Here is a 24,864-nt window from a genome sequence, read left to right on the forward strand (position 1 = left end):
GTTTTCGAACTGCTTCAGCCACGTCGAACCGGAAACAGCCGAAAACTGGCTGCAGAGTTTCGCTCGTTGGCTCAATGCTACTAACTAAACACGACCCTCTGGCGGATGCTGGTGTGTCAGGTCACGTGGAGCGAAAGACCCCGGACAACACATATTCCAAAGCCTCGTTTCGGCGGAAGTGGCAGTTAGCGTGTCGCTACCTATTTTCTAACCCCTCATAACCATATGCTATCCAATTAGATTCGAGTAGTGAATGAAGCGACGGCAACTACTCGCTGGGATTGGCGCGACAGGAGCACTCGGTGTCGCCGGATGCACCGCCTCGTCAAACCAGCCCACTGCAAATCCGAACGAAGCGAGTGAGACACCCACGTCGGATCCCGCCACCACAACCCCAAACGAAACGAGTGAGACACCTGCGCCAGCACGTCCGAACGGCGTGTACGTCCCGGCAGTCACAGCGACGATGCAGATGATCGGCATGAAAAAAGCCGGTCGCCTCATGGTTTCGCTCTCGTATACACATCCGCATCCATTTTTCGTCGTGACGGGCACTCGGACTAACGAGGCTACTATCCAGTCCGACGACACGATGCACCTCATGGCGATAGTGCACGACATGAAGACCGGTGCGGTCGCTCCGCAGGTCGAGCCGACCATCACCATTACCAAGGACGGCGAGGAGGTTGCCTTGAACCAACCCTGGCCGATGCTCTCCCAGACGATGGGCTTTCACTATGGGGACAACATCGCTCTCAGTGGCGAGGGAAGCTACACGTTTGACGTGTCGGTGAACGCCGCCAAGAGCGTTCTGTCGACTGATCTGGCAGCCGTATTCACCGAACAGCAGGTCTCGTTCGAGACGCAGTTCGATCCAGCGACCGCTGCCAGTATCGAAGATAAACCGACTGGCGACGACCACCTGACAGCAGGTGCACTCTCGCCGATGTCGATGGGCAAGATGTCTATCTCGCAACAACCATCGTACGACGATCTCCCCGTCGCGACCGACACGCAGTACACGGACGACCTCGGCGTTGCGGTCGCCATCCACGAACAGCCGACGGCGCTCGGATTCGGCGGCGGCGACCACGCACTAATCGTTGCGACACAGACCCGGTACAATCGGTATCCCACAGGCTTCATGAACGTCGCCGCGACTGTGACTCGGGACGGACAGGAGGTCTTCACCGGCGATCTGACGTCTGCCGTTGACGGCGAGTTCGGACACTACTACGGTGCCGGAACGCCCCCACTCGAATCCGGCGACGAAGTCGTCGTCGAATTCTCGACGCCGCCACAGGGTGCTCGCCATATCGGCTACGAAACTGCGTTCATGGACCTTGAGTCACAGACGTTCACGATCTAACCCCACGAAACAGGCCACCGCTCCATGACAGACCTTACTCTCGACACCACGAATCGACGGGAGTTCATGAAAGCAGTCGTTGCAGTCGGCGGAACAGCCGCACTCTCTGCCTGTGTCGGCCGATTCGGTCAGACAGATGTGCCGACTGGCGTTGACGATCCGGCAACACTTCCGGAGGGGCAGCATCTGTGGGACGATTTCCTCGCAACCGATGGTCACGGAAACGTGTCAAACGCGCGCCACCACGTCCTTCGATTTCTCACCTATCCGAAGGGGCGTCCGTCCAATACGGATCGAACGATCGTCGCTACTGCCCTCGAGACACTGGAACGAGCTTACGAGTGGTCGAACGAGGGCTTACTGTTCACGGTTGGCTACAGCCCCGCGTACTTCGACCGGTTCGACGCCGGCCCCCGCGGCGTTGATCTCCCTGCCCCGAAGTCACTGGCCGATTTCGAAGACCCGAAACTCGACACGTACGACGCAGTTGTCCATTTGGCTAGCGACAACGCAGATGTCGTCGTCGAGGCCGAAGAAGCACTGTTCGGTAACCGAGATACTGTGAATGGGCTGACAGTCGAGACACGACTTACGGACGTATTCGAGGCTCCGTCCGAGTACCCGGCACGGCGCACTGGGTTCGTCGGCGAGGGCTTACCCGCAAAGTTCGCTGAGGAGGTGCCGGACGTTCCAACCGACGCTGTGCCCGAAGAGTCGCCGTTGTTTATGGGGTTCAAATCCGGATTCGCGAAAAATCAAGCCAGTGAGAACCGGGTAACGATTACTGAGGGACCGTTCGCTGGCGGGACTACCCAGCACGTGTCGGCGCTCGATCTAAATCTGAAACCCTGGTACACGCAGGATGATCAGTGGCAGCGGATTGCCAAGATGTTTGCACCGACGCACGCCGACGATGAGCTGGTAGCGGGTGTTGGTACCAATCTTGGTGCCACCGCAAAAATGGATGAAACACTTGCCCCGATGGCGGCCGCTGAACAGTTCGGTGTTGTCGGGCACTCACAGAAGATGGTGAGCGCTCGTCGAGACGACAGTCCCGTCATCTTACGGCGGGACTTCGATACGACGGATGGCGGCAACGCGGGCCTTCACTTTCTCGCTGTGCAGGAAACCATCGAGGAGTTCGTCCGAACACGAACAGCGATGAACGGGACCGAGATTGCCGAGAAAACCGCAGTCGGACAACGATTGAACAATGGTATTCTCCAGTATCTCACGACACGGCGACGCGGGAACTATCTGCTCCCACCACGTTCTCATAGGGCACTCCCAGTAGCTGATCCGTGAGCCCCCCAGCCAAATCCTGTGGTATCCGCCTCGAATTGCCTGTAACACCGCTATTGGATGGGATGTGGCTACTGCGTAGGTTCAGCTGGCTCGATGATGTCGATATCCAGAATGTCGTCTCGAGCGCTGATTTAAAAGCAAACTTGAATTTGAATGCGATAGCGATCGGGCTCGGTCTCGAGCATATCGAATACGAGCCAGAGCAGTTCCCGGGCCTCGTCTATCGACTTGACGAACCGGATGTCGTGGCACTGCTGTTCGGCAGCGGGAAACTCGTCATCACGGGTGGCAAGCGATTGAGCGATGCCGAAGACGCGCTCACCGTAATCGAAGATCGGCTCACTGAGCTCGGCTTACTGGACTGACTTTGTGCGATGAACTGGTCGCTGTGACTGATAGCGGAGAAACAGAACTTCCCGGTCGTCGTTTGACAGTGACTGGTATTCTCTTCATGTCACCACTATTCGTGGCTCGGAGTTCCACTACCTGCTAGTTCAGCCACTCACAGCTTCTGGAGTCCGCTCTGTCTTGCGGTGAGCCTGTTCCCAGTATCTGTTGTAAAGATCGATGGCCCAGTCAACGACTGTCTGGTTGGTGCTGATAAGCATCGCAATATGGTCCGCAGCACCGGTTTGATTGTATGCTCCAATGGCGACTTTCCGATCATCGTACAGTCCGATGCCGAGCGTTAATTCCTCTTCAAGCCACCCGATGTCGAAGTCCGCAAATTCTGTATCATCGAGGAAGTGCTGGAGCCCGTCTTCATGGAGTTCCTGATAGACAGATTGGTCAACGATTGCCTCTCCTGGAAGTCCCCTTTCGAGCAACTCATTGTAGGCATTGAACAGCGGTGGATTGTAAATTGACGTGAGCGCCCGGAATTGGCTGAACTGGCTGTCACAGAGATTCAGTGCGGCCAAGACGACAAGCCCAGGTGAATCTGGACTAGAAACAACAACCTTTGCGTCAGCAAGTGCCTGCACTGGGAGATCCGACCGACACTGGTCGAGTCGCTGCAGCCACGGAGCTTTCTCCACTACTTGCTCGATCGAGAGCGCGAGGTCGTTGTAAGCATCTAAAACCGTTTGGCCTTCGGCTGTGATTCGGTGGGTCCCGCCGGAAGTGCTGCTCCAGCCCTGCGCTTCAAACATGTTGAGCAGCCGTTGAACAGTGGAGCGAGAGGGGGCATCAGCTCCCATCTTAGCGAATTCATGTGGCCGAGTTGATCCGGTGGCGAGATGGTCTAATACGTCGAGCGCGTGTGTAGAGCGGGTGAGACAGGCCAGCTGTTCACAGTCGAGTACATCTAAACACGTTTCAAGGGCTTCAAGCGTGATCTTTCCACCAGCAGTAAGCTCATATCCGCACTGCTCAGCGACTGGTTTCGTGAGCCCTCGGTCTGTAAACCGTGCGAGATGGTCCGACGCAGTTTGACGTGCGACCACCCCTTGAGCGTTGATTGCCGCTGGTGTCCGTGTTTGTTCTGCAAGTGCGCGGAGCACATCTAGCCGAGCCGAATCGACCAGATTGTTGATTGCCTCTCGAACAACTAACTGTTCGTTCGTGAGCGGATTCGTCGCCACACGATCATCGCGTGTCACACATTCGCACCTATAATCAACTATTATTCCTACCCCCTATGAATTTATCGAGAAGTTGACTATAGAATTCAAATATATCTGTCTTGTTAGCGGACAGCGACGTCATCGCTTGATGGGGCTTCCATGTCAGTTATGTAATTGGAGAGCCATTAGCCGATAGTATTTACAGGGGACCGACCGAGAGCGAAAGATGTGAGCGGTCAGCTACCACCAGCACCATCCAAGCATCCAGTCCTCCAGCACTCGCTTCGCTACGCACGTGACCCGTTTGAGTTCGTGGAAGAGGCCACAACAGAGTGCGGAGATCTCTATCGGATGGAGCTTCCGAGCGTCGATGACGTATTCGTGCTTGCCCACCCAGATTATCTCGCTCAGGTGCTTGTAGACGACATTGAGAAATTTGGGAAAACAGATGATTTTCGCCGAGCGTTCGGTAGCGGATTAATATCAGTTGAGGGACAACAATGGCGACAGCAACGTGATATTTTGCAGCCGCTGTTTTTCCGTGACCGAATCACCGGCTATATCGATGAGATGGTCGCCTGCATCGAGCAGCGACTTGCAACATGGGAGGATGGTGAAACCCGAGACATCGAGGAGGAGATGAGTGCGCTCACACTCGAGATTCTCTTTGCGACATTATTTGGTCGGGAATTGTCTCCAGGCGAGGATTCAGACATCCGCGAGGCTGCTGATGGACTCAACGAGTGGTTCGCGCCGACCTCGTGGATTCTCCCACACTGGATGCCGACACCGGCCCGCCGACGCTTCAAGGAGTCCACTAACCGGCTTCAAGAAGAAGTGAGAACGCTATTAGCCGATGGGATGTCGGCTGGTCCCCCACAACAGTCCGGCGATTCAGACACCATGGATCTCCTCTCGCGACTCGAACAGACTCGCGATAGCCAAGATGGGAAGCAGCTGACCACCGAGGAAATCGAAGATCAACTTGTCACGATGGTCTTTGCAGGGCATGAAACCACGGCGACTGCGCTTGCGTTCACGTGGTATCTGCTTGCCACACATCCGACCATCCGTGAGGAGTTCTACGACGAACTCGATGCAGTCCTTGATGGCGCTTCACCTTCTCTCGAGGACATTGAGGAGCTGGAGGTGACAGATCGTATCCTCACTGAAGCGCTTCGACTCTATCCCCCGATTCATACGATTCCCCGCAAGACGACCACCGATGTCGAGATGAACGGGTATCACATTCCAAAGGGGCACGAACTCCATCTCTCGCTGATCCATATTCATCGCGACGAGCAGTTCTATGATGATCCGCTCGAATTTCGTCCTGATCGATGGACGGATGAGTTTAGAGAGAGTTTGCCAGACTTCGCGTATGCGCCGTTTGGTGGTGGCCGACGGACCTGTATTGGCCGAGAGTTCGCATTACTCGAAGCGAAGATCGCTCTCGCGATGATCGGGCAGCGGTTCCAGCTTGACTGGACAGCGAATCGAGAGCCCACACTTGAGCCCCGGATTACGATTCGCACCGAGAATGGGATGCCAATGCGTCTAAACCGCCGATAACACGCCTGTCTCTTTCCTCGCTGCTTGCTGTCCCTTTTACGTGTTCATGCCCGGTGACACCGTCACCAGGGGTGAGTATATCCGACAACCCCCGGAAAGAGAGGAGTGTATGAATCCGGAGTTGATTACACCACGATTCCAACGGTAAACTTCAAATATATCTGACACCGGTGTCAGACGAAACAGCCTGTATCTCGGCTGGGTGCGTGTGATGGCGTCCACCCGGCGTCGCTGAACAGGATCATCTGCAGTATCGCCAGCTAACCAGAGCGATCAGTATTCAAGTTCATATGAGCGCAACATCGAACGCATCGGACGACTCGCCATCTAACCAGACTCGCCGTACGGCCATTCGTGAGCATGCCCGATGGGGGCTGCTCACTGCAACGAGCAATCCACGATTTCGGTCACTCCTCCAACTATCGCTCATTGTCGTCCTCTTTAGCGGGTCGGCGATGGCACAGACCAGCGTCGGCTCGGTGTACTGTGGGACACCTGTCGAGACGGCGATTAGTCTCGTCTTTGGCGCGATAGCAGCACTGGGGATGCCAGCAGCGATGTTCTTCACGGGCCGGAGTGGGCTGTCCTACATGCGGGCGACAGGGAATCCGAACCAGCAGAACCAGGCCCGCCAAGACCTGATTCTCTCCGTGACTGGGCTGGCGATCGTGTTCTTGGCCCTAATCGCTCCGGAGATCATCTCGAAGCTGGGTAGCGAGCTCGGCTTCTCATTCTCCAGTTGCGTCAATCCCTTCGGCGGCTAACGACGCTCCCCCACCTCTCCATTACTGATGTCACTCATAGGCCGACTCGTCGTGATCACGGTCGTCGCCAGTAGTCTGGTGACACCAGCGGTAGCTGTCTCCGCTTCGGATAGCACTGCAGCGTCACCGCAGGTATCCAACGAGACTAGCACCCAGACAGTCGGCAGAACAGGACATCAGTGCGTTGCGAACCGCTCGGCCCGACCTGAGCGACCGGGAACCACTCCACCGAACTACACGCATACGTTCAATTCGTCGTCGTTCCGGGCGTACTGGTCGGGTGACGCGGACTACACAAGCGTTGACAACACGTCGTCGTTGAGTCCACTGGGCCGCCTGTCCTGCTCGGGGGACATCATGTTCCGCGCACCACCGGCCGTCGAAGCGTGGAACGACCGCGAACTCAACCGCTACAACAACAGTAGCGGGTCACAGTATCCAGCACGGGTCGTATCGACCGAGAGCCTCGTGGCAAACACGTCGTACATCGAGATTTTCGCGATCAATCCCTCGACGGTCGTCCATAACGGGTCCCAGACGACGCAGTACGTCCGCCCAAACGGGACGGTTCGCACAATTGGTCGCTACAATGACTCGGCCCTTGGCTGTGCGAACAGGACGACGAACGATTCCTGTGTTGTCGAGTCAATGAGTGTCAATATGGTCGGGCTGTACGCTAACGGAACGAGACAGGACACTGCGACGTCGCCAACGGCAGAACTCCAGTATCGGAATCTCACCGGCCCGACGACGCTGACAGTGCGGTTGTCGCTTTCGGTGACAGTGAACCAGACAACCGACAGCGGTGAGAGCAACACGACGACGTACAATCGGACGCTACGCGATTCACGGCAGGTCACTGCCTACGAGGTGACGCCATCGGACGCGACGGTATCGCTGGCGAATCACCGCAACAGTACGGGGGTCAGTCTGACAGTCCCGAAGCTGTGGCGTAGTGTGGCGTTCGAGACGGGCGACGTGGTCTACAGTCGCTGGCGGTTCTATACTCGGAGTCCGTCGGGCTGGGCACAGTGGAACACATCGTCGGGAACGAACGTCTCGTCGACACAGCGGGTGCGCCCGTTGCAGGTCCATGCGATACCCGCTCGGCGAGGCCCACTGGCGAACCTCGATCAGCACTCGCTGGCGACGGACGCACAGTTCTTCGAGGTCGGCGACGACTACGAGCGTATCCAGCGGGATTTCGTCGTCTCCTACCGGAAAGGGCCGGAAGCGAACAAGGCCCCACTCCCAGTCGACGTGCGACTGAATCAATCTGCGACCCACACCCGAACGGAGCGCTTCACACTCCGGGCAAACGACACCCATCCGCTGAGCGCCTATCGGTCGCCGACAGTGCATGGTATCGTTCGTGGGGACACCACGGAGAGTCGGCTCTCGACGTCGGCCGTCGTTGATGCGTATCCAGCCAATATGAGCGCGACAGTGGTCAACAGAACCACGAATGGAACCACAGTGGCGGTGACAGTTGAGTCAACGCGGGGGTATCCCGTCGACTTCGGGAACGTAACGCTGACCGCTCGCAACAGCACGCGGACTCATACGCTCGGTCCCGGCGAACGCGGGACGTTCACTATCACGATACCGGAGCGCGGTCTCGATCAGGTGGTTCTGACCTACCAGCCGAAGTACTACTGGTGGGAACAGGGGAACCCGGTCGTCAGTAACGTCGTTGCGACCGAGCGGACGACAACAGTAGAATGGCTCGGCTCCAGTGTCCCACAGTTCACCGATATCGTGGACCTAGTGGTCGTAACGGTGCTGTGGTTCCTCCCACTGGGGCTGTTGCTGTACGGATTCGACGTCTGGACGAACGGACGATTGCTTGGCATCTATTCAGCATGACAGACGAAACTTCACAGTCGACAGAATCGAGCTGTATCGACCGACGAACACTCCTTGGTGCGATGGGCGGTGGTATGGCGGCCCTCGCGGGATGTAGCAACATCGGTGGGTCGTCGAACGGCACTGCTGGAGGACCGACCGCAACGCAGAGTCCCAGTTCGAAGTCAGATGTCCTGAAATCGCTGACCTTCAAGCCAAAATCTGGTGTCAGTCCCCAAGTCAAGGCCCATTTCAAACTTGCAGAGGACTCGAGGATTACTCGGATTGCGTTGATAAACGGGATGGGAAATGAGGTGAACCGAGCATTGATATCTGCCCGTGAGACTGTCGCCAGCTTCGTTGTTGCGCGCCTTACTGACGACCCGTCCGAACGGATTACACAGGGAAAGAACACGCTGGTCCTCATCGGCGAACAGACGGAAGTTGAGATCCCAGTGACCTATTCGGCATCACTTGAACTCCGCGATGTCGTCGGTCCAGATGACTCCACTGAACTCCCACCGCCAGAGCGTGATGGGCGAAGACCGATCGGTCTTCTCGTCGAAAACACTGGACAGCACGCGGACATTGCTCGGCAAGTCATTTCGAAAGATGGGCCGCATCTAGAAGCGTTCGACAGTAAGACGTCGGACTATACCATCGATATGATGGTCAAGCCGGGGTCGACAAAGCTGCTACCGGTGCGTACCTACCTCGCAGAAATCTTCGGCTGTCCAGAAAATCACACACGAGAAGCTACATTGACACTGAAATCGGCGTTCAGTGATCCAGTTACCTTCACTCAGACGTTTAGCTACAGCTCTGATGGAGAGAATTCGTGTCAGATCTCGCTGAAAGGGCAACAGAGTATCGTTGAACGAACGCAGACCAGGGCGCAGACAGAGTAACCGATGCCGAGTCAGACTCCGACTCCAGCTCCAACCGGGGGTCAAGGCGATGGGCTGGGAACTCTCAGAGACACGTTCTTCCAGTCACTACTTGATCTCCTCAACTTGTTTCCAGAGGAATTTGAGAGTTGGTTCCGTAAGTACGTGCTCGATGTTCTCATTGAGCCGCTCGTCGGCACTCCAGCACCAGAGGGATCCGGTGCAAGCGGACTGAATATTGCATTCAAGAGCGCCGTAAACAGTCCGTGGAATACGCTCATAGACTCCCTTTATTTCGAATATGTCGCCGGATTGGCGTTCGGAATTCAGCTTATTGTCCTCGCCGCAGTGGGGGTTCGTTACCAAGCGATCAACCCAGCAGTCCGAAAAAAGGTGGGCCGTCGGATGGTATTAGCGTTCTTTGCGCTTTTCTTCTGGCTTCCGATTGCGTCCTTGTCATTGCAATTTTTCGATGTCCTTGGACAAAGCATCTCGACATTTACCACGGCGGAAAAAGGAGAGATAGCTAAGGAACTGTTCGTCTTCGGGAAGTTGTCTCTCTTCTCGCCATCAGTCTCATTCCTTCTGCTATTCGCGTTGCTCTATATCTACGCGAAGGTGCTTGTGGTGTCGATCACCCGGTGGATGGCGGTGATTCTCACCACGTTAGCGATGCCGTTGGTAGCAACCTTCTGGGCGCTAGAAGTCTGGCCGTTCCAGAGCTTCAGTGGCCTCTCAAAGCAGATCGCCGGCACATATCCCGGCGCTATCGCGGCGAGTATCCCGACAGCATTGCTCATCCGCATCTCCATCGAAGTCAACAACTGGGGAGTGCCCGGCATAGGGCTGTTCATCAGCCCGCTCGTTCTGTTGCTTTGTGCGAAACTGCAGAAGGCGATGCTCCAGAAGAGCAGCCCGACACTCGTCAAACTCAGCGACAAAGCAGTCGCAGCGGGCAAGAAACCTGCTAGCGTTGCTGGGACAGTCGGTGGGGCGGGATTGACTGCTGGGGCATATCTAGCAGGTGGGCCTGCTGCTGGCGGGACCGTCCAGGCCGCACAGGGTGTGCTAAAAGGTAACTCGCGGGATGCCGCCACTGGTGCGCGGATGGTTCATCGCGAGATGTCCGGCGCATCGTCGCCACCTTCGGGAAGTGGATCGTCTGGAGGTGGGCCATCTTCACCACCATCGTCTGGCAGCGGTGGTAGCGCAAGCAGTGGTGGGAGTACAGGCGGCGTTGGGAGTACGGTCAATCCACCAGCCGGACCGAGCCAATCGGGAGCAACTAGTGGCGCATCCGGACGTACCCCTTCGACGAGTAGTAGTGCCGGTGCCTCACACAGCGGCAGTGGATCCTCCACCTCGTCCTCAGCGGGCGGCCGTTCGTCCACGCCGTCACCATCATCTGGACAGTCAGCACACAGCGGCGCTGCTGGTCGTCCCACGCAGGCTATGCAGAGCGGAGATTCCGTGCCGAACCACACTGATACCGAGGTCTATCACCACGACGAAGACTCGACGACAGACACTGAGCAAGAGTTCGATTCCGTCGGCGACCGACTACGTGCAGAATTGAAAACCGATGCCGACGTGCTCGGCCCCGAAGCCTACCGCCTCGACGACCAAGCAATGAATTCTCCACAGGAGCAAACCGATGAGTAACTCGTCCAGCGAATTCAACACGAACATCATCCACGACGATCTCGGTGGCACCACCGAGTTCTGGGGCCAGTACACCTTCGGCGAACTGGTTCTGTTCATCTGTCCCGTCTTCGGCTACTTCGCTCTCCTGGGCCTGCCCTTCGTCCCGGCCAGTTTCCTCTTGCCAGCTACGGGGTTGCTACTCGCGACTGAACTGGTACTGTTCGGCCTGCATCGTGCCCGACCCCGGTACTATCGGCTGACCGAGTGGCTCGAGGTCCGTCTCCGGTGGGCGCTCAAGAAACCGGAGTACCTATTCGGCGATGGTGCGCAGGATACGCGGACGGTCACGCGGCTTGATCGCGTCCTGCCTCACGGCGTCAAGCGCATCGACGGAGCGCATTGTGGTGCTGTGCAGGTCACGCCCGCCAACATGGCGCTCAAAGATGACGGTCAATGGGAGAAGGCTGTTCGATCACTCACCGACTTAGCGAACTCCCTAGAGGGCGAGACGAACCTGTATGTCACTACGCGAGAGATCGACCGCGAAGCACACATCACGGCCCACCAGGAACGCCTCGACGACGGTGACACCCAACGGCTGCCAATGCTCCGAGGCCTGTTGATGGAGTGGCTCAACCGCCATACGGATGACGACAGTGAGCCCGTCGACGGGACCGAGATGGAACGAGAGTACTACATCATTGTCTCGGTCACCGACACTGATATTGACGACATCGACCACGAGTCCGCCTCACTGCTCGGGTCCCTAGAGTCGCTGCCGGTCGTCGGCCATGTTGCCGAGATGGTTTCCTCGGATGGCCTTACCGAAAGCGAGCGAGACTCCTACAAGGCGAAGAAACTGAAGGACAGAGTCGGCACGACGGCTCGGGCTGTCAACAGTCTCTATCGCTGTAGTGGGGACCCTGTCTCACCACTGCAGCTGGCGACGCTCACGAAGGAATACTGGGCGTGTGAATCACAGTCCTTCGGCAACCTTGACGAAACCACAGACCTCTCACCGGTCCACTACTCTCAGTCCCAAGACGCTGACGCACTGGACCTCGACATTGGGGACCTCGAAGCAGATGAGGTGGCCGACTTCGATGACGATGATGTCGGGGAAGTGCCGTCGGCGTTCAGACAGCCGGGTAAAGAACAACGGTCGTGGCTAGCGCCCTCCGTGATTGACTGGGAAGAAGACTATACGGTCATTGAGAGCGAGACCTATGCCCGGACATTCTGGGTCGAGACGTTTCCCGAGCACCCGATCAGCGGAATGCTCGAACGACTCTTGTTGGACACGGAGCTGAAAGCCGACGTCTCGATTCACATTAATCCGTACGACGCACAAGACGCGGTCTCGGCTATCTCAGAGTGGGTCTCCTCGCTACGCGTGTTACAGGAGGACGTCGGCGAACTGGATACGGAAGACCTGCAGCAGGACATCGAACGAGCGAAGTACATCCGGCAAGCCGTCCGGCGGAATCATGCCTCGCTCTACAGAGCCGGCGTGTTCATTCGCGTTACTGCTGACAGCAAAGAGGAACTGCGCGAACAGACCAACCATCTGGAGACGCTGATGCGGGACTCGCCAGCGAACTGTTCGATCAAGCGGGCGACCCGTCGTCAAGAACAAGGATTGGTCACCGTCTCACCACTGGGCGGAAACGAACTCGGCCACGACCGACTGTCGTCGATGACCGGCGAAGCCCTCGGGGCGTTGTTCCCCTTCTCTTCAAACTACCTCCGGATGGCCGACGGGATTCGATACGGCACGCATGACCATAACGATTCGACGGTGCTGATCGACCCGTGGGAGTTAGAGACCGGCCACTCGGAACTCGTCACTGGAATGCCCGGCGGCGGGAAGACCCACGGGACACAGGCTCGGGGCCTGCGGATGATGAAGAAGCGGTCGGACGTCAAGCAGGTCTTCATCGACCCAGTCGGGGACATGCGTGGTAGTGCTGAACTGTTGGACGCGAAGCGTATCACGGTCAGCGGAGAGACGCCGCTGAATCCGTGTGAGATGCATCCGACGCCCCAGCACGTCCTCGATGCGTCGCCGGACATGGAGCCAGTCCGGGCGAAGATGGACGAAGTCTACGGGGTCATCATGAACTTCCTGACGTCACGGGATATCGACCTCGAAATGCACAGCGGGCTGATTACGTTCCTGATTCAGACCATCTTCGAGCGGTCGGCCATCGACCCCGATGATCCGTCAACACACACGCCGGCGAACTCGCCGACGATGCAAGACTTGCTGGACCTCATCGACGAGATTCAGGCGGACCCAGGAATGTTCCCCGGCGCTGAAACAGAGAGTGCAAAGGCGACCATTCGAGAGTACGCCGATGAACTGTCCGTCGCTCTGCAGCCGTTCCGCCGAGGCAGCACCTACGGCAATCTCGCTGAAGAGTCAAACCTGAATCTTATCGACAACGATAGCAAAGCCGTCTATCTGGACCTTCAGCAGGTCGAGGGCTCCGGTGATGGACTGGGCAAGCAGTCGTTCATCATGCAGTTGCTGCTCTCGACGCTGTACCAGCAAGCGAAGAACATGGAAACGAAGGTGGAGGTGATAATCGACGAGGCGCACTACCTGTTCGCCGACGACGCGAATCTCGCCTTCCTGAATCAGATCGCTCGTCACCAGCGCCACGCCGGAATTCGGCTTGTGATGCTCTCCCAGACACTCCAAGAGTTCTACGATGGTGATGCCGCTGAGGAAATTGCGGGGATGTGCCCAATCATGGTCCATCACCGAGAGCCGGAGCTGGATGGTGAAACTGCCAAACGTGCCGGAATGACCCGCGAGCAACAACACTTCGTGAACAACGCTGAAGCGGGCAAGGAGTCGGTCGGGACTGACCAGGGCTACAGCGAAGCGCTGGTTCGGATCGACGAGCACGGCGACTACCCGGTACAGGTCCGGACGTCGTGGGAAGAGAAGCAGGTCATCGATCTCGACACCCACGAGAAAGATCCGCTGGACATCCTCATCGAGGAGCAGCCAGAGCGGATCGAAGCGTTCGAAGACTTCCTCAGCACGGAGGCGATGAAAGGCGTACTGGCCCACTACGGGCTGACGGTTGACCAAGCTGATTACATCCTCGAAGGACTCTCCGAGGAAGAATTGGTCGAAGCATTGTCGATTGCCCTCGACCGGGGGATTGCCGACGAAAACGAAGAGACGCAGGAGCAACGTTCGCCAACTGACGACGGAACCCTTCCAGATTCAATGATTGACACTGAGTCACAACTCCAGATGCAGAGCCAGACAGACAGCCCGTTTACCGGGACCGGGACAGATGAAGCACTCCATGAGAACGGAGGTGGGTCGAATGAGTGAACGGGTCGCGTTCTATCCGCCGGAAGCGCAAAAGGAGATGATCGAGCGGATGGCCGACAGACAGGGGATGACTGTCTCCGAGTACTGTGTGGCAGCGCTCGATATGCAGTTGGCCCGTGATGTTCGCTCTGAGCGGATCTCGAAGACGGAGTTGGAACAACACCTGGATGAAATGGAGCAGGCAGTTCTCGATGAGATAGCGACGACGTTCTCACCATCGACTGACGAAGAGGAATTCTACGAAGTGGCTTTGTGGGATTTGCTTGGCACAAACCACTCTAGCGAGGCACAGGCCGATGCGCTGGCAAACGCATCGGATCGACTAGACACGGGCTTAGAAAAACTGCACCAGCGGGAGGAGGACACCTAATGCCAGAGCAAATGCGACTGCAGATCTACACGACCGAAGCAGTTAACGAGAAACTCGAACAGCGTGCTGAGCAGGCCGATCTCTCGAAATCGAAGTACTGTGAGATGGTGCTGAAGAAGCACCACGGCATGGACTTGAACGGTCGTCTCGCTCGGTACTCGGCTGACGAGGACATCATGGAGACCCTCGACGACGGAATTAGTAGCCTCGCTGCTTCTATCGAGGAATTACAAGCCGAGGCAACACCGGATATCGAACATCTCCAATCGCTGCGGACGATGTACGTCATCGCGCTGTGGGAACTGCTCAAACAAGAGTACAGCCCAGCCGAACGCGAAGGGGCCATCAAACGAGCGGCCCTCGAGATGAGCGAATCTCGAAGTGGAACGACTCTACCGACCCAGAGTGACGACGGTCAGACAGCACAGACGTCGCCGCTCGAAGCGTTGCTAGCCGCAGATAGATGATCCTGAAAACAGACTTTCAGCGGAGCGGTGCTGGAAAGCTGCTGAAATACATCCGCCGGGATCGAGATGCGGATCGAGAAAAAGTCCCGCTTCGGAACCGGCTCGGTCGGGAGGTCGACGAACAACGCATCGAGCAGTTCATCGAGAAGAGCGAACAATTCGGCTTCCAACGTCACTTCATTGTCTCGCCCGACCCTGATGCCGAATTCACGCCCGAAGAAGTCCAGTCCAACACACGTGAATTCATGAAATCGGCGTTCGATCGGCAGCCGACGACAGATTACGTCTATGCCGTGCATACAGACACTGAGATCGTTCATTCACATGTTGCGGCGACTGGGAGTGAACTGGAACTCCGGATGGATGCTGACGACATCAAGCAACTTCGTAGCCGCGCCAGTGACGTCTTCGATGAACCGGAACGCCTCAAGACAAAGACCGCCAAGCGAGATGCCGAGTCGGTAGCTACTGACACTGGCGCTGAGCGTGTTCAAGAACGAGACCGCGTAGAGACTGCCGATCTGGACGCCGTCGAACAGATCGACCAAGAAGCAGCCCCAGAACGTGACTTCGACTTCGGTGGCGGTCGGTAATGCCCCAAGACTCAGAGTCTTCGACGACACCGCCGGGACAGAAGCCCACCGAGTTGCCGTCGAGTCTGAAATACGACGAACCGGCGATGATTCTCTGGAGTGTGTTCATGCTGTTGGTCCCGCCGATGTGGGTAGATAGCGACAAAGCGCTCCACAGACGCTTCTGGGCGTGGCGATACATCTACTGTGGGTTCGCCATCGTAACGGGGCTGCTCTTCGCTGAGGTGCTGCTCAGCGGCAGTTGGCTGGTGGCCCTGATATTCCCCTTTGCCCACATCGTTGCAGCGGCTTCGGTCATCGGATTGTTCGCCGGCGTACAGCTACCCGGTGTCGCCCCGCCCGTCGTCTCCTACGAGGTGGGGATCGGGGTCTACGCTATCTCAATTGTGCTGATTGGTGTCGTTGATGTCGGCCGCCGCACCTCGCCTCGGTCGCTGACGCGGGACCCATGGGATTGTGACGACGACGAGCTGGCTGTCCCATACGGGAGTGTTGAATCCAAACACGACGATGCACCCTCGTCGCCGACGCTCAAACAAGACGTTTCGACTGCCGTCCTCGGTGAGACAGGAAGCGGGAAATCCTCCGCGATGCAACTGTTGGCTTACCAGCTTCCCTACGACCGAGACACAGCAATCATTGCCCATGACGCTGGCGAAGAGTTCCAGCAGTTCTACGCGGATCTGGGCTTCGACGTCAAGCGCGTGGGGTTGGATGGTGACGTCACCTGGAATCTCTTCCAAGATGCCGACTCAACGCAGGACTTCCGTGAGATTGCAGCGGCGATTTTCGGCAACCCGTCTGGACACAATCCGTTCCACACGCCAGCCAAGCAGGTGTTCGAGGATATGCTACGCTACCTGCATCTCGAAGCCCAGAAGAATAACCGCCGGGAGAATCTCTCGCATCTGGACATCGTCTCGTTGCTCGAAGAGGGGCGGGTTGGAATCTACGAAGCACTCGACAGTTACGACCAACTCGAAGCCGGACACATAGATACTGACCAGGGGAAAGCTGCACAGAATGTCTATCAAACGCTCATCGAGTACACACGACCAGTTTTCGTCGAGGACTTCGCCGAGCATGGCTCGTTCTCATTGCGGGAGTATATCCGGAATCCCGATGGACGAGTCCTCATCGTCGATTCAATGCCCTCCCGAATGGCGACGCTTGGCCCAATGTTCCAGTTGCTGTTGGACTGGTCGATTCGCTTTGCGATGGAATCGCCCAACCCAACGGTCCACGTCCTCGACGAGATTGACCAGCTCCCACCGCTCAACCAGATCACGAACCTCACGGCGCGTGGCCGCAAGGAGAAAGCACGGGCACTGGTCGGTGTCCAGACCATCGGCCAACTCTCGGACACCTACAGCGACATCTCCGGGATTCTGGGCAACTGCCCGCAGGGTTTGTACTTCGGGCCGGGTGACGCACAGTCGACGGAGTTCATCCGCAATGAAATTGGCGAGCGACGAGTGCTAGATCGAACTGAAACCCACTCGATGTCTCGAAGTACTGGGTCGAAAACCCAGCGTTCCCAATCCCGTGAGAGCTTTCGAGAGACCGAGAAAGCGCCCATCACACCTGGCCAGTTACGCGACTTTGAGCCGGGTGAATGCGTGACCGTGACGCGAACGAACTGGTGGTACGGACAGACACACGAACTGCACGAGGTTCGCTCTGGCCTACCCGAACGAGGTGCCGAATCTCCCGAGACGCCACGGCAGGAAGACCCCGACGGAGATGTCACCGAGACGGATAGCTGGCTGACCATGCTTAGACAGTTCATCGAGCACACGGGGGGTTCCACGGAAAGTGCGGAGACTCAACCGGCCACTACTGACACTGATCCAGATGCCTGGGCTGCCGACGTTGAGGAGACGCCATCGATTACGTATAGCAACCGCCGCTGGCGAGATGCCCTCTCTCGTCTTGATGTCGAAAGCGCTCCAGTCACGCAGGGCCAGAACGTCGACGCGCTCTCAGACCTCTGTGAGATGCTGGATCGGCGTGTGCTGGACTTACCCGATGGGGAAGGGACGACTCTTGAAATCCGCGAGATGCTCGTCGAACTCTGTGCGGAAACTGGACTGACACCAACCGAGACGCTTGACGTAGTCGAGAAACGAACGACAGTGCTCCAGCTGAGTGATTCATTCTGCGAAGCCTATCGTACGGCAACGAAGGACGCCATCCAGACTTCTGTGAGACCAGATGCAGATGATAAGACGGAGGCACCCGAGACGCTCTTCGAAAACCAGCTGGACTCACCACTTCCTAGTGAGAGGGACGAGACTAGCCTACCGGCTGAGGACGACGGACCCGGTTCTTATCAAGATTCAGAAACATCCCCGTCCGGCACAGAGTCAGCATCTTCTGCCGATGCTGAGACCAAGGAAACTGTCGCTGATTCTGGGACCGACGACCAGTCTCCAGCAGGTGAGTCAGCAACCACCTCTGCGTCCGAAGCCGAGTCTGAGTCCGACACTACAGACGATGACTTCGACGCGGCTGACTTCATGTAACTACCTACTCTTCTTGGCCGTTCAATTTCTATCGACGATCTGGTTTCTACGGCTCGTCTCACCCCGGCATCTGATTGAGGAATATCTGGTTTCTCATCTTAGTCTGCTAACTGATTAGCGCTCCTCGACGCTGAATCCTCATTCCGCTGGGTACCTGCTTATCTCTGATAGCTAGTTCGAGCCGCCGAACTAGTAACATTCTCAGTAAAGTCATTTCTTCATATGAGTATTAAGATGTAATCGCAAGACGTAGCGGGGTAGAGTCATATCTATACAAGAAAATATTGCTGGGGAGTCACACTAATCGCAAGACGGCGACCGGATTAGTCAAATCTAGCATGACCGTTTTACTTGCCCCACAAATTCGGCGGGTAGTCGCGATAGTAACCGAATAAACATATCGAGATTCAGGGTATTTTATCGAGGGTTGTCGTCGAGCATCTTACCCCCCGTCATCGATTTGTATTTCGGTGGCTACTGAACCTCTCACAGATCATAGATGTAGCCACCGCATGCCGGTACACTCGACCACAAAGCACCTCACCAGATGAACTGCATCCACTCACGTCGATACTGCGAACAACCCCCTGCCTCGGATGGCTGGCAGACCTACGCGTGTCGCGCTTCACTGGATTCCAGATTGATGCCGACCACCACCCCATAACCAGGTGGAACGTGCAGCGAAAAATCAGTCTCATATCTCTGCCTTGGAGCTGGCGTCGGCACGCTCACAGAGCGTTTTCACCACGGTCTCGCACACCCTCCTTGGCTCCGAATTACCTAAAATCTAATAATTCAATCGAACTCCACGAACTAGCTCCTGTAATCGCGACAGTTGGCATCCTACCGTTCTGCTATGCGCTCCGTCAGCGTGGGGTGTATTGGACTATCAGGCGAGTCCATCTCAGTTCTCCACCGCTAGATATGACCTGAGCCAGCTACCCAGCGAGGCCTGACGATCACTAACCAACTGTCGTTAGTAAGAGACACTATTGTTGGTTAGCGGAGAACCCCCATTTCTCCGTGAACTGGAGTTCGTCACGATTCGGCTTCGATACATAGTTCGGCTCATCGACGACGAAGCCATCCAAAGGTAACTCAACGACGTACAGTCCCTCGCAACCGACGGCACTCCCACTATCATTATATCACTGACTATGGTATACTATAGCATGCACGATCTAACAGCGTTTCAACGAGACTGTCTGTACGTTATTGCGGGACTGGACAAGCCACATGGCCTCGCACTCAAGGATGAACTGGAAGCGTATTACGAAAAGGAGATCCATCATGGCCGCCTCTATCCAAACCTCGATGCGCTCGTCGAAAAGGGACTCGTCGAGAAGGGTGAGATCAACCAGCGGACGAACTTCTATGCACTGACCAGACGCGGACAGCGAGAGATCGATGCCCGGCGTGAGTGGGAGGCCAAGTACCTTGAGGAAGACGTGATCCCGACTGACTAATACTGGACCGAGACAACACACTGATTCGTCCTATGGAACTCCCAACAAAGTAGCAGATACTCTCTGAAACAATCTTGTGCCGTGGTAACATAGGACCCATTATGGAGCGGGGCACAGACTGGGAACACGAGGCTGTCCAGAAGCAGTGGGCTGCCAGAGAACACACGCAGAGGATTACGACACGTCTGGTGGCCAGCTGTTCACTCGGTCTCTTCGCGTTCCTCTTGTTTTTGCTCGCGCTCGCGTCCGAAGCCTGCCTGGGCGATGCTGGGATTCCACCACGCTGTACTGCAGTCATGACCGGTCCGCTCCCTGCCCTGTTCGGTCTCGGCGGCATTCTCGCGTTGGGAGTCGGACTGTGGCTGTGCTGGTCAGTCTACACGCAGGCGAAGACTGGCAATAGTGGGTTCAAGAACCAGTAGCGGCCGAAATGCGTAAGCCTACGCATAGAGAACGCGGCCATAGGACTGAGTCATGCCAAGCGAAACAGTATGGGTCAAAAAACGTGGGCCAGTCGGCGTCGGAACAACTATCCATATCCACACTGATCCAGACTGTCAACCGCTCCAGCAAGCTACAGAGATTAAAGAAACAACGCGTGAGAAACTCCCCGACCACTGGCCAGACTGTTCGCTTTGTGCGGGTACAGCCGACACAGGGGGCGTCCCAGAGGGTGAAAGCACTCACACTTGCCGGGATCGACTGCAGGAACTCGATCCGGACGACCTCTAATCCAGCCAGGTCTCGGCAGCTCACGTCTTGAACTATTGCCCACCCAACACTTACTACGGAAGCCATCCCAGAGCGAATAGAGCTGAGACTGATACCTAGATCTCCCCCAATACATGACTCGTGATATGTCGATACTTGGCCGGTGTCCAGACTGTGATGAAGGCATTACCCCGGCGTGGCTGTTAGTCGAGTACGAGAAAGACGACGGGACAACGGGCATCTGGGCCGAGTGTCCAGCCTGTGAAGATGTCGTAAAACCAGAATAGCTACCAATTTGCAAAAAGAAGGGATTCCGGATCTGGTCCCTGCAAAATCACGTTGCTGTTCACTAGCTGTGCAAAGTACGCGATACCGCTACGGGATTTCAGCAACCACTGCTTTCAGTTCATCAGCGTCAATCCACTCGTGGATCCTATCACTATCGAGAAGAAGTTCCATATGCGAGATTGCCATGCCGTTATCGTACTTGTCTCGCTCGACCTCTGCATCGGCATATTTTCGCTTGAGGATATAGACGTCTTCGCGATAGCTGGGTGCAAAAAGAAGTCCCAGTTCCCAGACGTAGCCGCCATCGAAGTCTTCGATAACGGCGACGATGTAGGTCGCCCGGCCACAGAGAATGTCAAATACCCGGCACCAGAGCGGCATATGGTCCTTCGTGAGGCCGAAATCCTCCAACTGAATCGAGATAGCTGGCGGATCGGATCGATCCTCCAGAAGATCATACACGATTTTGCGACGAGTCGCCGCCCCGGTTTCACCGCCTGCTCCGGCGATGAGATACACACGGTCGTGGTTCGCGACGGCTTGCATCTGCTCACCATTCACGAGATCTTTGACTCGCTGGTGCTCGGCGGGTGTGAGTTCCACACTCTCGACGCGTTCGAGTGCCGCTGACTCGTCGAAGGCAGTAGCGTCTGTAGAGTCCTCACTACTGCCGCGATTGTTGCTATCAGTCACTACAGCAGCGTATTCCGCCCGGCACTATTAATCGTGGGTTCACGTGCGGACTTAGTTGTGGCTTCAGTTGTGACTTCGACCTCATCTGAGTGCGAGTGTTTAAGATGCTGGCTTTCGAAGTGAAGAATATGAGGCCCGAACCAGCAACCCCGGACCAAACACGGGGCGGTCAGACGAGCCGTCGGCAGACGGCGGAGACGGGTCACGACAGCGACGAGGATGGATTCGATACGTGGCGAGCACTGCAGAAGGCGACTGACAAGAAACGGGCTGACCTTATCGCCGATATCGTCGGCCATCCGAAGGGCGCGCCGTCCGTCGAAGAGTTAGACTACATGAACCCGCCGTTAAGCGAAGACGCGGTTCGTCGCCACCTAAATACACTCAAAGAGGTGGGCGTCGTTGACGTCCTCGAGCTTGAGAGCGGGAAGCAGGTACATGGCTTCCCCCGACAGTTCTACGTGCTCACCGGGGCGGCAAGGGAGCTGTTCGACCAGAACGGACTCTTTCCCGAGGATGCTTGGCAGCGAGAATACGCGTCTGTGAAGAAGACCGCCCGGATTCAGAACGTCGAGGATATGCCCCGACCCGACGCCTAACGATATCCCTTCTAAGTCAACCTCTCGTGGATTATTCCGGTGGGCACAACGTCCCCTATTGGGACAATCGAGTACTCACTGGTATGTAGATTATATCTATATGGATTGGCCTGGGATATACTTAGCTGGCTTTCGGAGAGCGCCATGTTTCGTTAATAGAATGAACGTTCATAGGACTAGTAACTATATTACCTATATTTATGTATCCTATCTCCATATCGCTACTACGAAATGTCCAGCGAAAAACAATTCTCTCGTAGACGGTTCGTGGCACTCGGCACACTCGCGGCTCTCGCAGGTTGTTCTGGTGAGGACGATACATCTACCCCGAGTGGGGATGGAGACGCAAACGCGTCAAATACCCCTACATCGAGTGGTGGAGACGCTACCGACTCAGCCACCGAAGCAGAGACAGGGTCACAGAGTGCTGCAGTCAAACTTGGTGAGGTTGTCGAAGGCGGGAATATCTCGATGGTCGCCCTCGAAACCTCCACGGCAACCAAGCTCGGTGAATTCCAAGAAGCCGGGAGCGGCAACGAGTTCGTCATCATTCGCCTCGCCGTCAAGAACACTAGCGACTCATTTATCGACTTCAGCAGCTTCTGGCAGACTCGCCTCAAGGACAGTCAGAACCATGTCTATGACGCAACGTTCGGAGCTACCGCCCACCCATTTGATGGTGGCTCGCTCGCACCAGGGGAAGTGTCCCGTGGCGATGTCGTCTACGAAGTCCCGAAGAACGCGGAAAATCTGAAGATGCAGTTCGACTTCACTGCGTTCGACCTATTCGACTTCGAGCGCGTCGTGATTAACCTCGGACAGACGGCCGGTAGCGTTACCGATCTGTCTCAGGACCTCGGCGTCGACGTATTATCTCCAGGCGACTCGGCCTCGAAGAACGATGTCAAAGCAACAGTCCATAGCGTTCGAACCGAGTCACAACTTGGGGAGTTCTCACAGCCAGACGAAGGGAACGAGTATGTGATCCCCGACATCGAGATCACGAACAATACGGACGAAGCTCTCACCGTCTCAACGCTCCTTCAAATGCGTGTCAAAACCGGAACCGGCCTCTCGTATACTGCTGACATCATGGGCTCGTCCTCGCTCGACCGGGGTTACAAAGAGGGGTCGGACATTGCCCCCGGTGAATCACGACGGGGCGAACTCGCGTTCCAAGTCGAGAAGGGAGCAAAACCGCTCTACTTCATCTTCGACTTCTTGGACTTCGCAGATTCGTACAAAGCGTTCTGGAAACTCCGATAACGAACGAATCGGCGTTTCAGAAGTAGGTGCTCGACCATTCACTGTGCGTAACTCTACTCACCAGAAAAGAACTGTACAGGCTGATTAGCTATGAGCAACGATATCTAACCAACACGAGCCATGAGAAAACCAGGCTGTTGGTTAGCAGCAACTACATCTTTTGTTGATCCATTTTCTCGGTGCTAAGGGTGCCAGTTCAGGGACCAGAACGGAGCTATGCAGACGATGTCTCTGCCGGCTCAACGTACTTTTGCTCCCACTCTTGGCGGTCCTCAAGTTCACGGCGACCACGCCGAGTGAGTGAATAAATGTTCGTTCGTTGATCTTGCGTGCCTTTCTCGATAAGTCCTTTGTTGACGAGCGTGTCAAGATTTGGATATAGTTGGCCGTGGTTAATTTCGCTCTGATAGTAGTCTTCGAGCTCTGCTTTGAGAGCAAGCCCGTGTGGATCATCACCACCAGCGATTACGTACAGGAGGTCTCGTTGAAAGCCAGTCAAGTCGTACATCTCTGTATCTAATTGGCACATAGCGCTCTCGCATATGTCTGTTGCCACCTCCTGCCCGCAGACGGGGCACCAGAGGGGACTCGAACAGTGCCTCACTGTGTCGGTCAAGTACTTCGAGGGTCATAGGTTGACTAACCCAGCCGTCCCGGGCCACTACCTCGTGCCCGGCCGAAAAACAGCGTCCAGCGCTCACTCACTCCCGCTCGGCGCCGTAGACGATGCGTGAGGGAGCTTCGTACTCACAGTCGGGGCAGTCGTACCACCGCTGGACTTTCGCCCCGTCTGCCGCCTTCTCGCCGATGAGGACGTCGTCGTTCGGACACTCCTGGCAGCTGAGGCCCGGAGCCTGCCGCTTTCGGAGCTCGTCACGGAATGATTTCGCGTCCTTCGTCTCGTACCCCCGTGACCACACACCGGGTAGCCGTCGACGAGGATTGCCCCACGCCATTTGTACCGGTAGGAATCAGGCGCTCGATGCAGGACAGCTCGCGCACCGGTCTCGGTGTTCTGATACGCGAGTGTCGGCGAGCGGCTCTCGCGTCGCCAGTTGGTGATGCGAGGCATTGGTTAGAAGTGGATGTCAGTGGGCACGATCCAGAGCTCTTCACTCTCCTCGAGGAGTCGATCCAGCTGCCCACGGTGGCGAATACCGGTTCCGTGTTCGGTGTACAGGAAGATCGTCGGGCCGTCGTACGCACCGACTTGGTGGAAGGCGTGCCGGGCGAGGTCCTCGTCGCGCATGATCTCCTCGTCGGAGAGCTCGTCGATGGCCTCTTTCACCCGGTCGAGATTGCGCTCGAACTCTTCCTTCGTCGCCTCCCAGCCACGCTCGACCAAGTCTTGGCCGTCTTCGGAGTCGACGGGGGCTGCAGTCGGCAACTCTCCCCATCGCGCCTTCCCCGAAGCGGACGTGTCCGCCTCGTCGAAGGTCACGTGGTAGTCGAAGACGGCGCCGGCGTGTGGGTCCGCACCGACCAGGCGGTCGAACACCGTCTTTCCGGTGGCCAGTGCGTCGTCGTGCGTCGATTCTTCTACCAGAGCGTAAATTACCATGTGCATCTCGAACACCTCG

The 24,864-nt window shown here is 56.5% G+C and carries 21 protein-coding genes and 3 pseudogenes; 19 read left to right on the forward strand and 5 right to left on the reverse strand.

All coding sequences use genetic code 11. From position 1 onward, the window contains the following. The 4 genes and pseudogenes from E4S61_RS21405 to E4S61_RS21420 all read left to right on the forward strand — a co-directional run. A pseudogene (locus E4S61_RS21405) lies at positions 1–88 on the forward strand (IS6 family transposase); the annotation flags it as partial. Between the two features lie 351 nt (positions 89–439). Then, on the forward strand, positions 440–1,369 hold the full coding sequence (locus E4S61_RS21410; RefSeq protein WP_167768612.1) for an iron transporter: 930 nt from the start codon (positions 440–442) through the stop codon (positions 1,367–1,369). A 24-nt stretch (positions 1,370–1,393) separates the two neighbouring features. After that, a complete protein-coding gene (locus E4S61_RS21415) occupies positions 1,394–2,674 on the forward strand; it encodes a DUF7405 family protein (protein ID WP_135305968.1) in 1,281 nt (426 codons plus the stop codon). A 107-nt stretch (positions 2,675–2,781) separates the two neighbouring features. Continuing rightward, positions 2,782–3,039, forward strand: a pseudogene (locus tag E4S61_RS21420) (TATA-box-binding protein); the annotation flags it as partial. 129 nt (positions 3,040–3,168) lie between these two features. Here E4S61_RS21420 and E4S61_RS21425 read toward each other — a convergent pair. Beyond that, entirely contained in the window at positions 3,169–4,275 is a 1,107-nt protein-coding gene (locus tag E4S61_RS21425; RefSeq protein WP_135305969.1) for a transcriptional regulator FilR1 domain-containing protein, read from the reverse strand. Between the two features lie 192 nt (positions 4,276–4,467). Between E4S61_RS21425 and E4S61_RS21430 the strand changes: the two genes are divergently transcribed. The 13 genes from E4S61_RS21430 to E4S61_RS27025 all read left to right on the forward strand — a co-directional run bounded on the left by E4S61_RS21430 (position 4,468) and on the right by E4S61_RS27025 (position 20,725). Continuing rightward, entirely contained in the window at positions 4,468–5,811 is a 1,344-nt protein-coding gene (locus tag E4S61_RS21430) for a cytochrome P450 (RefSeq protein WP_135305970.1), read from the forward strand. Between the two features lie 290 nt (positions 5,812–6,101). Further along, positions 6,102–6,575 carry a pilin gene (locus tag E4S61_RS21435; RefSeq protein WP_209309578.1) on the forward strand — a complete coding sequence of 158 codons (474 nt, stop codon included), beginning with the start codon at positions 6,102–6,104 and terminating at the stop codon, positions 6,573–6,575. A gap of 357 nt (positions 6,576–6,932) precedes the next feature. Further along, positions 6,933–8,441 carry a hypothetical protein gene (locus tag E4S61_RS21440; RefSeq protein ID WP_135305971.1) on the forward strand — a complete coding sequence of 503 codons (1,509 nt, stop codon included), beginning with the start codon at positions 6,933–6,935 and terminating at the stop codon, positions 8,439–8,441. Positions 8,442–8,515: 74 nt separating this feature from the next. Beyond that, entirely contained in the window at positions 8,516–9,328 is an 813-nt protein-coding gene (locus tag E4S61_RS21445; protein WP_135305972.1) for a hypothetical protein, read from the forward strand. A 105-nt stretch (positions 9,329–9,433) separates the two neighbouring features. Beyond that, positions 9,434–10,969, forward strand: coding sequence for a hypothetical protein (locus E4S61_RS21450; RefSeq protein ID WP_135305973.1), 1,536 nt, complete (start codon positions 9,434–9,436; stop codon positions 10,967–10,969). Beyond that, positions 10,962–14,306: a VirB4 family type IV secretion system protein gene (locus E4S61_RS21455; protein ID WP_135305974.1), complete on the forward strand. Its 3,345-nt coding sequence runs from the start codon at positions 10,962–10,964 to the stop codon at positions 14,304–14,306. The genes E4S61_RS21450 and E4S61_RS21455 overlap by 8 nt, the downstream gene beginning before the upstream one ends. Beyond that, on the forward strand, positions 14,299–14,676 hold the full coding sequence (locus tag E4S61_RS21460; protein WP_135305975.1) for a hypothetical protein: 378 nt from the start codon (positions 14,299–14,301) through the stop codon (positions 14,674–14,676). The genes E4S61_RS21455 and E4S61_RS21460 overlap by 8 nt, the downstream gene beginning before the upstream one ends. Continuing rightward, positions 14,676–15,143 carry a hypothetical protein gene (locus tag E4S61_RS21465; RefSeq protein ID WP_135305976.1) on the forward strand — a complete coding sequence of 156 codons (468 nt, stop codon included), beginning with the start codon at positions 14,676–14,678 and terminating at the stop codon, positions 15,141–15,143. Before E4S61_RS21460 ends, E4S61_RS21465 begins: the two co-directional genes overlap by 1 nt. Next, positions 15,140–15,736, forward strand: a complete 597-nt coding sequence (locus E4S61_RS21470) for a relaxase/mobilization nuclease domain-containing protein (RefSeq protein WP_135305977.1) — start codon at positions 15,140–15,142, stop codon at positions 15,734–15,736. The genes E4S61_RS21465 and E4S61_RS21470 overlap by 4 nt, the downstream gene beginning before the upstream one ends. Further along, the gene (locus E4S61_RS21475) at positions 15,736–18,261 is read left to right on the forward strand and encodes a type IV secretory system conjugative DNA transfer family protein (protein WP_245180896.1); all 2,526 of its coding nucleotides are present in this window, start codon (positions 15,736–15,738) and stop codon (positions 18,259–18,261) included. Before E4S61_RS21470 ends, E4S61_RS21475 begins: the two co-directional genes overlap by 1 nt. Before the next feature lie 1,172 nt (positions 18,262–19,433). Continuing rightward, positions 19,434–19,727, forward strand: coding sequence for a PadR family transcriptional regulator (locus E4S61_RS21480; protein WP_135305978.1), 294 nt, complete (start codon positions 19,434–19,436; stop codon positions 19,725–19,727). Between the two features lie 101 nt (positions 19,728–19,828). Then, complete coding sequence (locus E4S61_RS21485) at positions 19,829–20,149, forward strand: hypothetical protein (RefSeq protein ID WP_135305979.1); 321 nt, start codon at positions 19,829–19,831, stop codon at positions 20,147–20,149. Between the two features lie 423 nt (positions 20,150–20,572). Continuing rightward, on the forward strand, positions 20,573–20,725 hold the full coding sequence (locus tag E4S61_RS27025) for a DUF7837 family putative zinc-binding protein (RefSeq protein WP_449405171.1): 153 nt from the start codon (positions 20,573–20,575) through the stop codon (positions 20,723–20,725). A gap of 88 nt (positions 20,726–20,813) precedes the next feature. Here the strand turns inward: E4S61_RS27025 and E4S61_RS21490 are convergent, their stop codons facing one another. After that, positions 20,814–21,329 (reverse strand): hypothetical protein, encoded by a 516-nt coding sequence (locus tag E4S61_RS21490; RefSeq protein WP_209309579.1) that lies wholly within the window; start codon positions 21,327–21,329, stop codon positions 20,814–20,816. Between the two features lie 218 nt (positions 21,330–21,547). On the opposite strand from E4S61_RS21490, the gene E4S61_RS21495 reads away from it, so the two are divergent. Together E4S61_RS21495 and E4S61_RS21500 are read left to right on the forward strand one after the other, a co-directional pair. Then, positions 21,548–22,018 carry an ArsR family transcriptional regulator gene (locus E4S61_RS21495; RefSeq protein ID WP_135305980.1) on the forward strand — a complete coding sequence of 157 codons (471 nt, stop codon included), beginning with the start codon at positions 21,548–21,550 and terminating at the stop codon, positions 22,016–22,018. 231 nt (positions 22,019–22,249) lie between these two features. Further along, positions 22,250–23,284 (forward strand): DUF4352 domain-containing protein, encoded by a 1,035-nt coding sequence (locus tag E4S61_RS21500; protein ID WP_135305981.1) that lies wholly within the window; start codon positions 22,250–22,252, stop codon positions 23,282–23,284. Between the two features lie 214 nt (positions 23,285–23,498). On the opposite strand, the gene E4S61_RS21505 is transcribed toward E4S61_RS21500, so the two are convergent. From E4S61_RS21505 to E4S61_RS21515, 3 genes and pseudogenes are all read right to left on the reverse strand, one after another. Further along, positions 23,499–23,792: a PadR family transcriptional regulator gene (locus E4S61_RS21505; protein WP_135306077.1), complete on the reverse strand. Its 294-nt coding sequence runs from the start codon at positions 23,790–23,792 to the stop codon at positions 23,499–23,501. A 193-nt stretch (positions 23,793–23,985) separates the two neighbouring features. Continuing rightward, positions 23,986–24,356: pseudogene (locus E4S61_RS21510) on the reverse strand (DUF7568 family protein). Between the two features lie 3 nt (positions 24,357–24,359). Continuing rightward, positions 24,360–24,851, reverse strand: a complete 492-nt coding sequence (locus E4S61_RS21515; protein ID WP_135306078.1) for a hypothetical protein — start codon at positions 24,849–24,851, stop codon at positions 24,360–24,362. Positions 24,852–24,864 lie beyond the last annotated feature (13 nt).

Source organism: Haloarcula amylovorans (genome assembly GCF_004681185.1).
Taxonomy (GTDB): Archaea; Halobacteriota; Halobacteria; order Halobacteriales; family Haloarculaceae; genus Haloarcula; species Haloarcula amylovorans.

Excerpts from the sequence above, each read along its gene's own strand:
- E4S61_RS21415 (WP_135305968.1), top strand. The coding sequence starts at position 1,394 with ATGACAGACCTTACTCTCGACACCACGAATCGACGGGAGTTCATGAAA.
- E4S61_RS21435 (WP_209309578.1), top strand. The coding sequence starts at position 6,102 with ATGAGCGCAACATCGAACGCATCGGACGACTCGCCATCTAACCAGACT.
- E4S61_RS21440 (WP_135305971.1), top strand. The coding sequence starts at position 6,933 with ATGTTCCGCGCACCACCGGCCGTCGAAGCGTGGAACGACCGCGAACTC.
- E4S61_RS21445 (WP_135305972.1), top strand. The coding sequence starts at position 8,516 with ATGGCGGCCCTCGCGGGATGTAGCAACATCGGTGGGTCGTCGAACGGC.
- E4S61_RS21455 (WP_135305974.1), top strand. The coding sequence starts at position 10,962 with ATGAGTAACTCGTCCAGCGAATTCAACACGAACATCATCCACGACGAT.
- E4S61_RS21460 (WP_135305975.1), top strand. The coding sequence starts at position 14,299 with ATGAGTGAACGGGTCGCGTTCTATCCGCCGGAAGCGCAAAAGGAGATG.
- E4S61_RS21465 (WP_135305976.1), top strand. The coding sequence starts at position 14,676 with ATGCCAGAGCAAATGCGACTGCAGATCTACACGACCGAAGCAGTTAAC.
- E4S61_RS21470 (WP_135305977.1), top strand. The coding sequence starts at position 15,140 with ATGATCCTGAAAACAGACTTTCAGCGGAGCGGTGCTGGAAAGCTGCTG.
- E4S61_RS21475 (WP_245180896.1), top strand. The coding sequence starts at position 15,736 with ATGCCCCAAGACTCAGAGTCTTCGACGACACCGCCGGGACAGAAGCCC.
- E4S61_RS21480 (WP_135305978.1), top strand. The coding sequence starts at position 19,434 with ATGCACGATCTAACAGCGTTTCAACGAGACTGTCTGTACGTTATTGCG.
- E4S61_RS21485 (WP_135305979.1), top strand. The coding sequence starts at position 19,829 with ATGGAGCGGGGCACAGACTGGGAACACGAGGCTGTCCAGAAGCAGTGG.
- E4S61_RS27025 (WP_449405171.1), top strand. The coding sequence starts at position 20,573 with ATGACTCGTGATATGTCGATACTTGGCCGGTGTCCAGACTGTGATGAA.
- E4S61_RS21495 (WP_135305980.1), top strand. The coding sequence starts at position 21,548 with ATGAGGCCCGAACCAGCAACCCCGGACCAAACACGGGGCGGTCAGACG.
- E4S61_RS21500 (WP_135305981.1), top strand. The coding sequence starts at position 22,250 with ATGTCCAGCGAAAAACAATTCTCTCGTAGACGGTTCGTGGCACTCGGC.
- E4S61_RS21505 (WP_135306077.1), bottom strand. The coding sequence starts at position 23,792 with ATGTACGACTTGACTGGCTTTCAACGAGACCTCCTGTACGTAATCGCT.
- E4S61_RS21515 (WP_135306078.1), bottom strand. The coding sequence starts at position 24,851 with ATGCACATGGTAATTTACGCTCTGGTAGAAGAATCGACGCACGACGAC.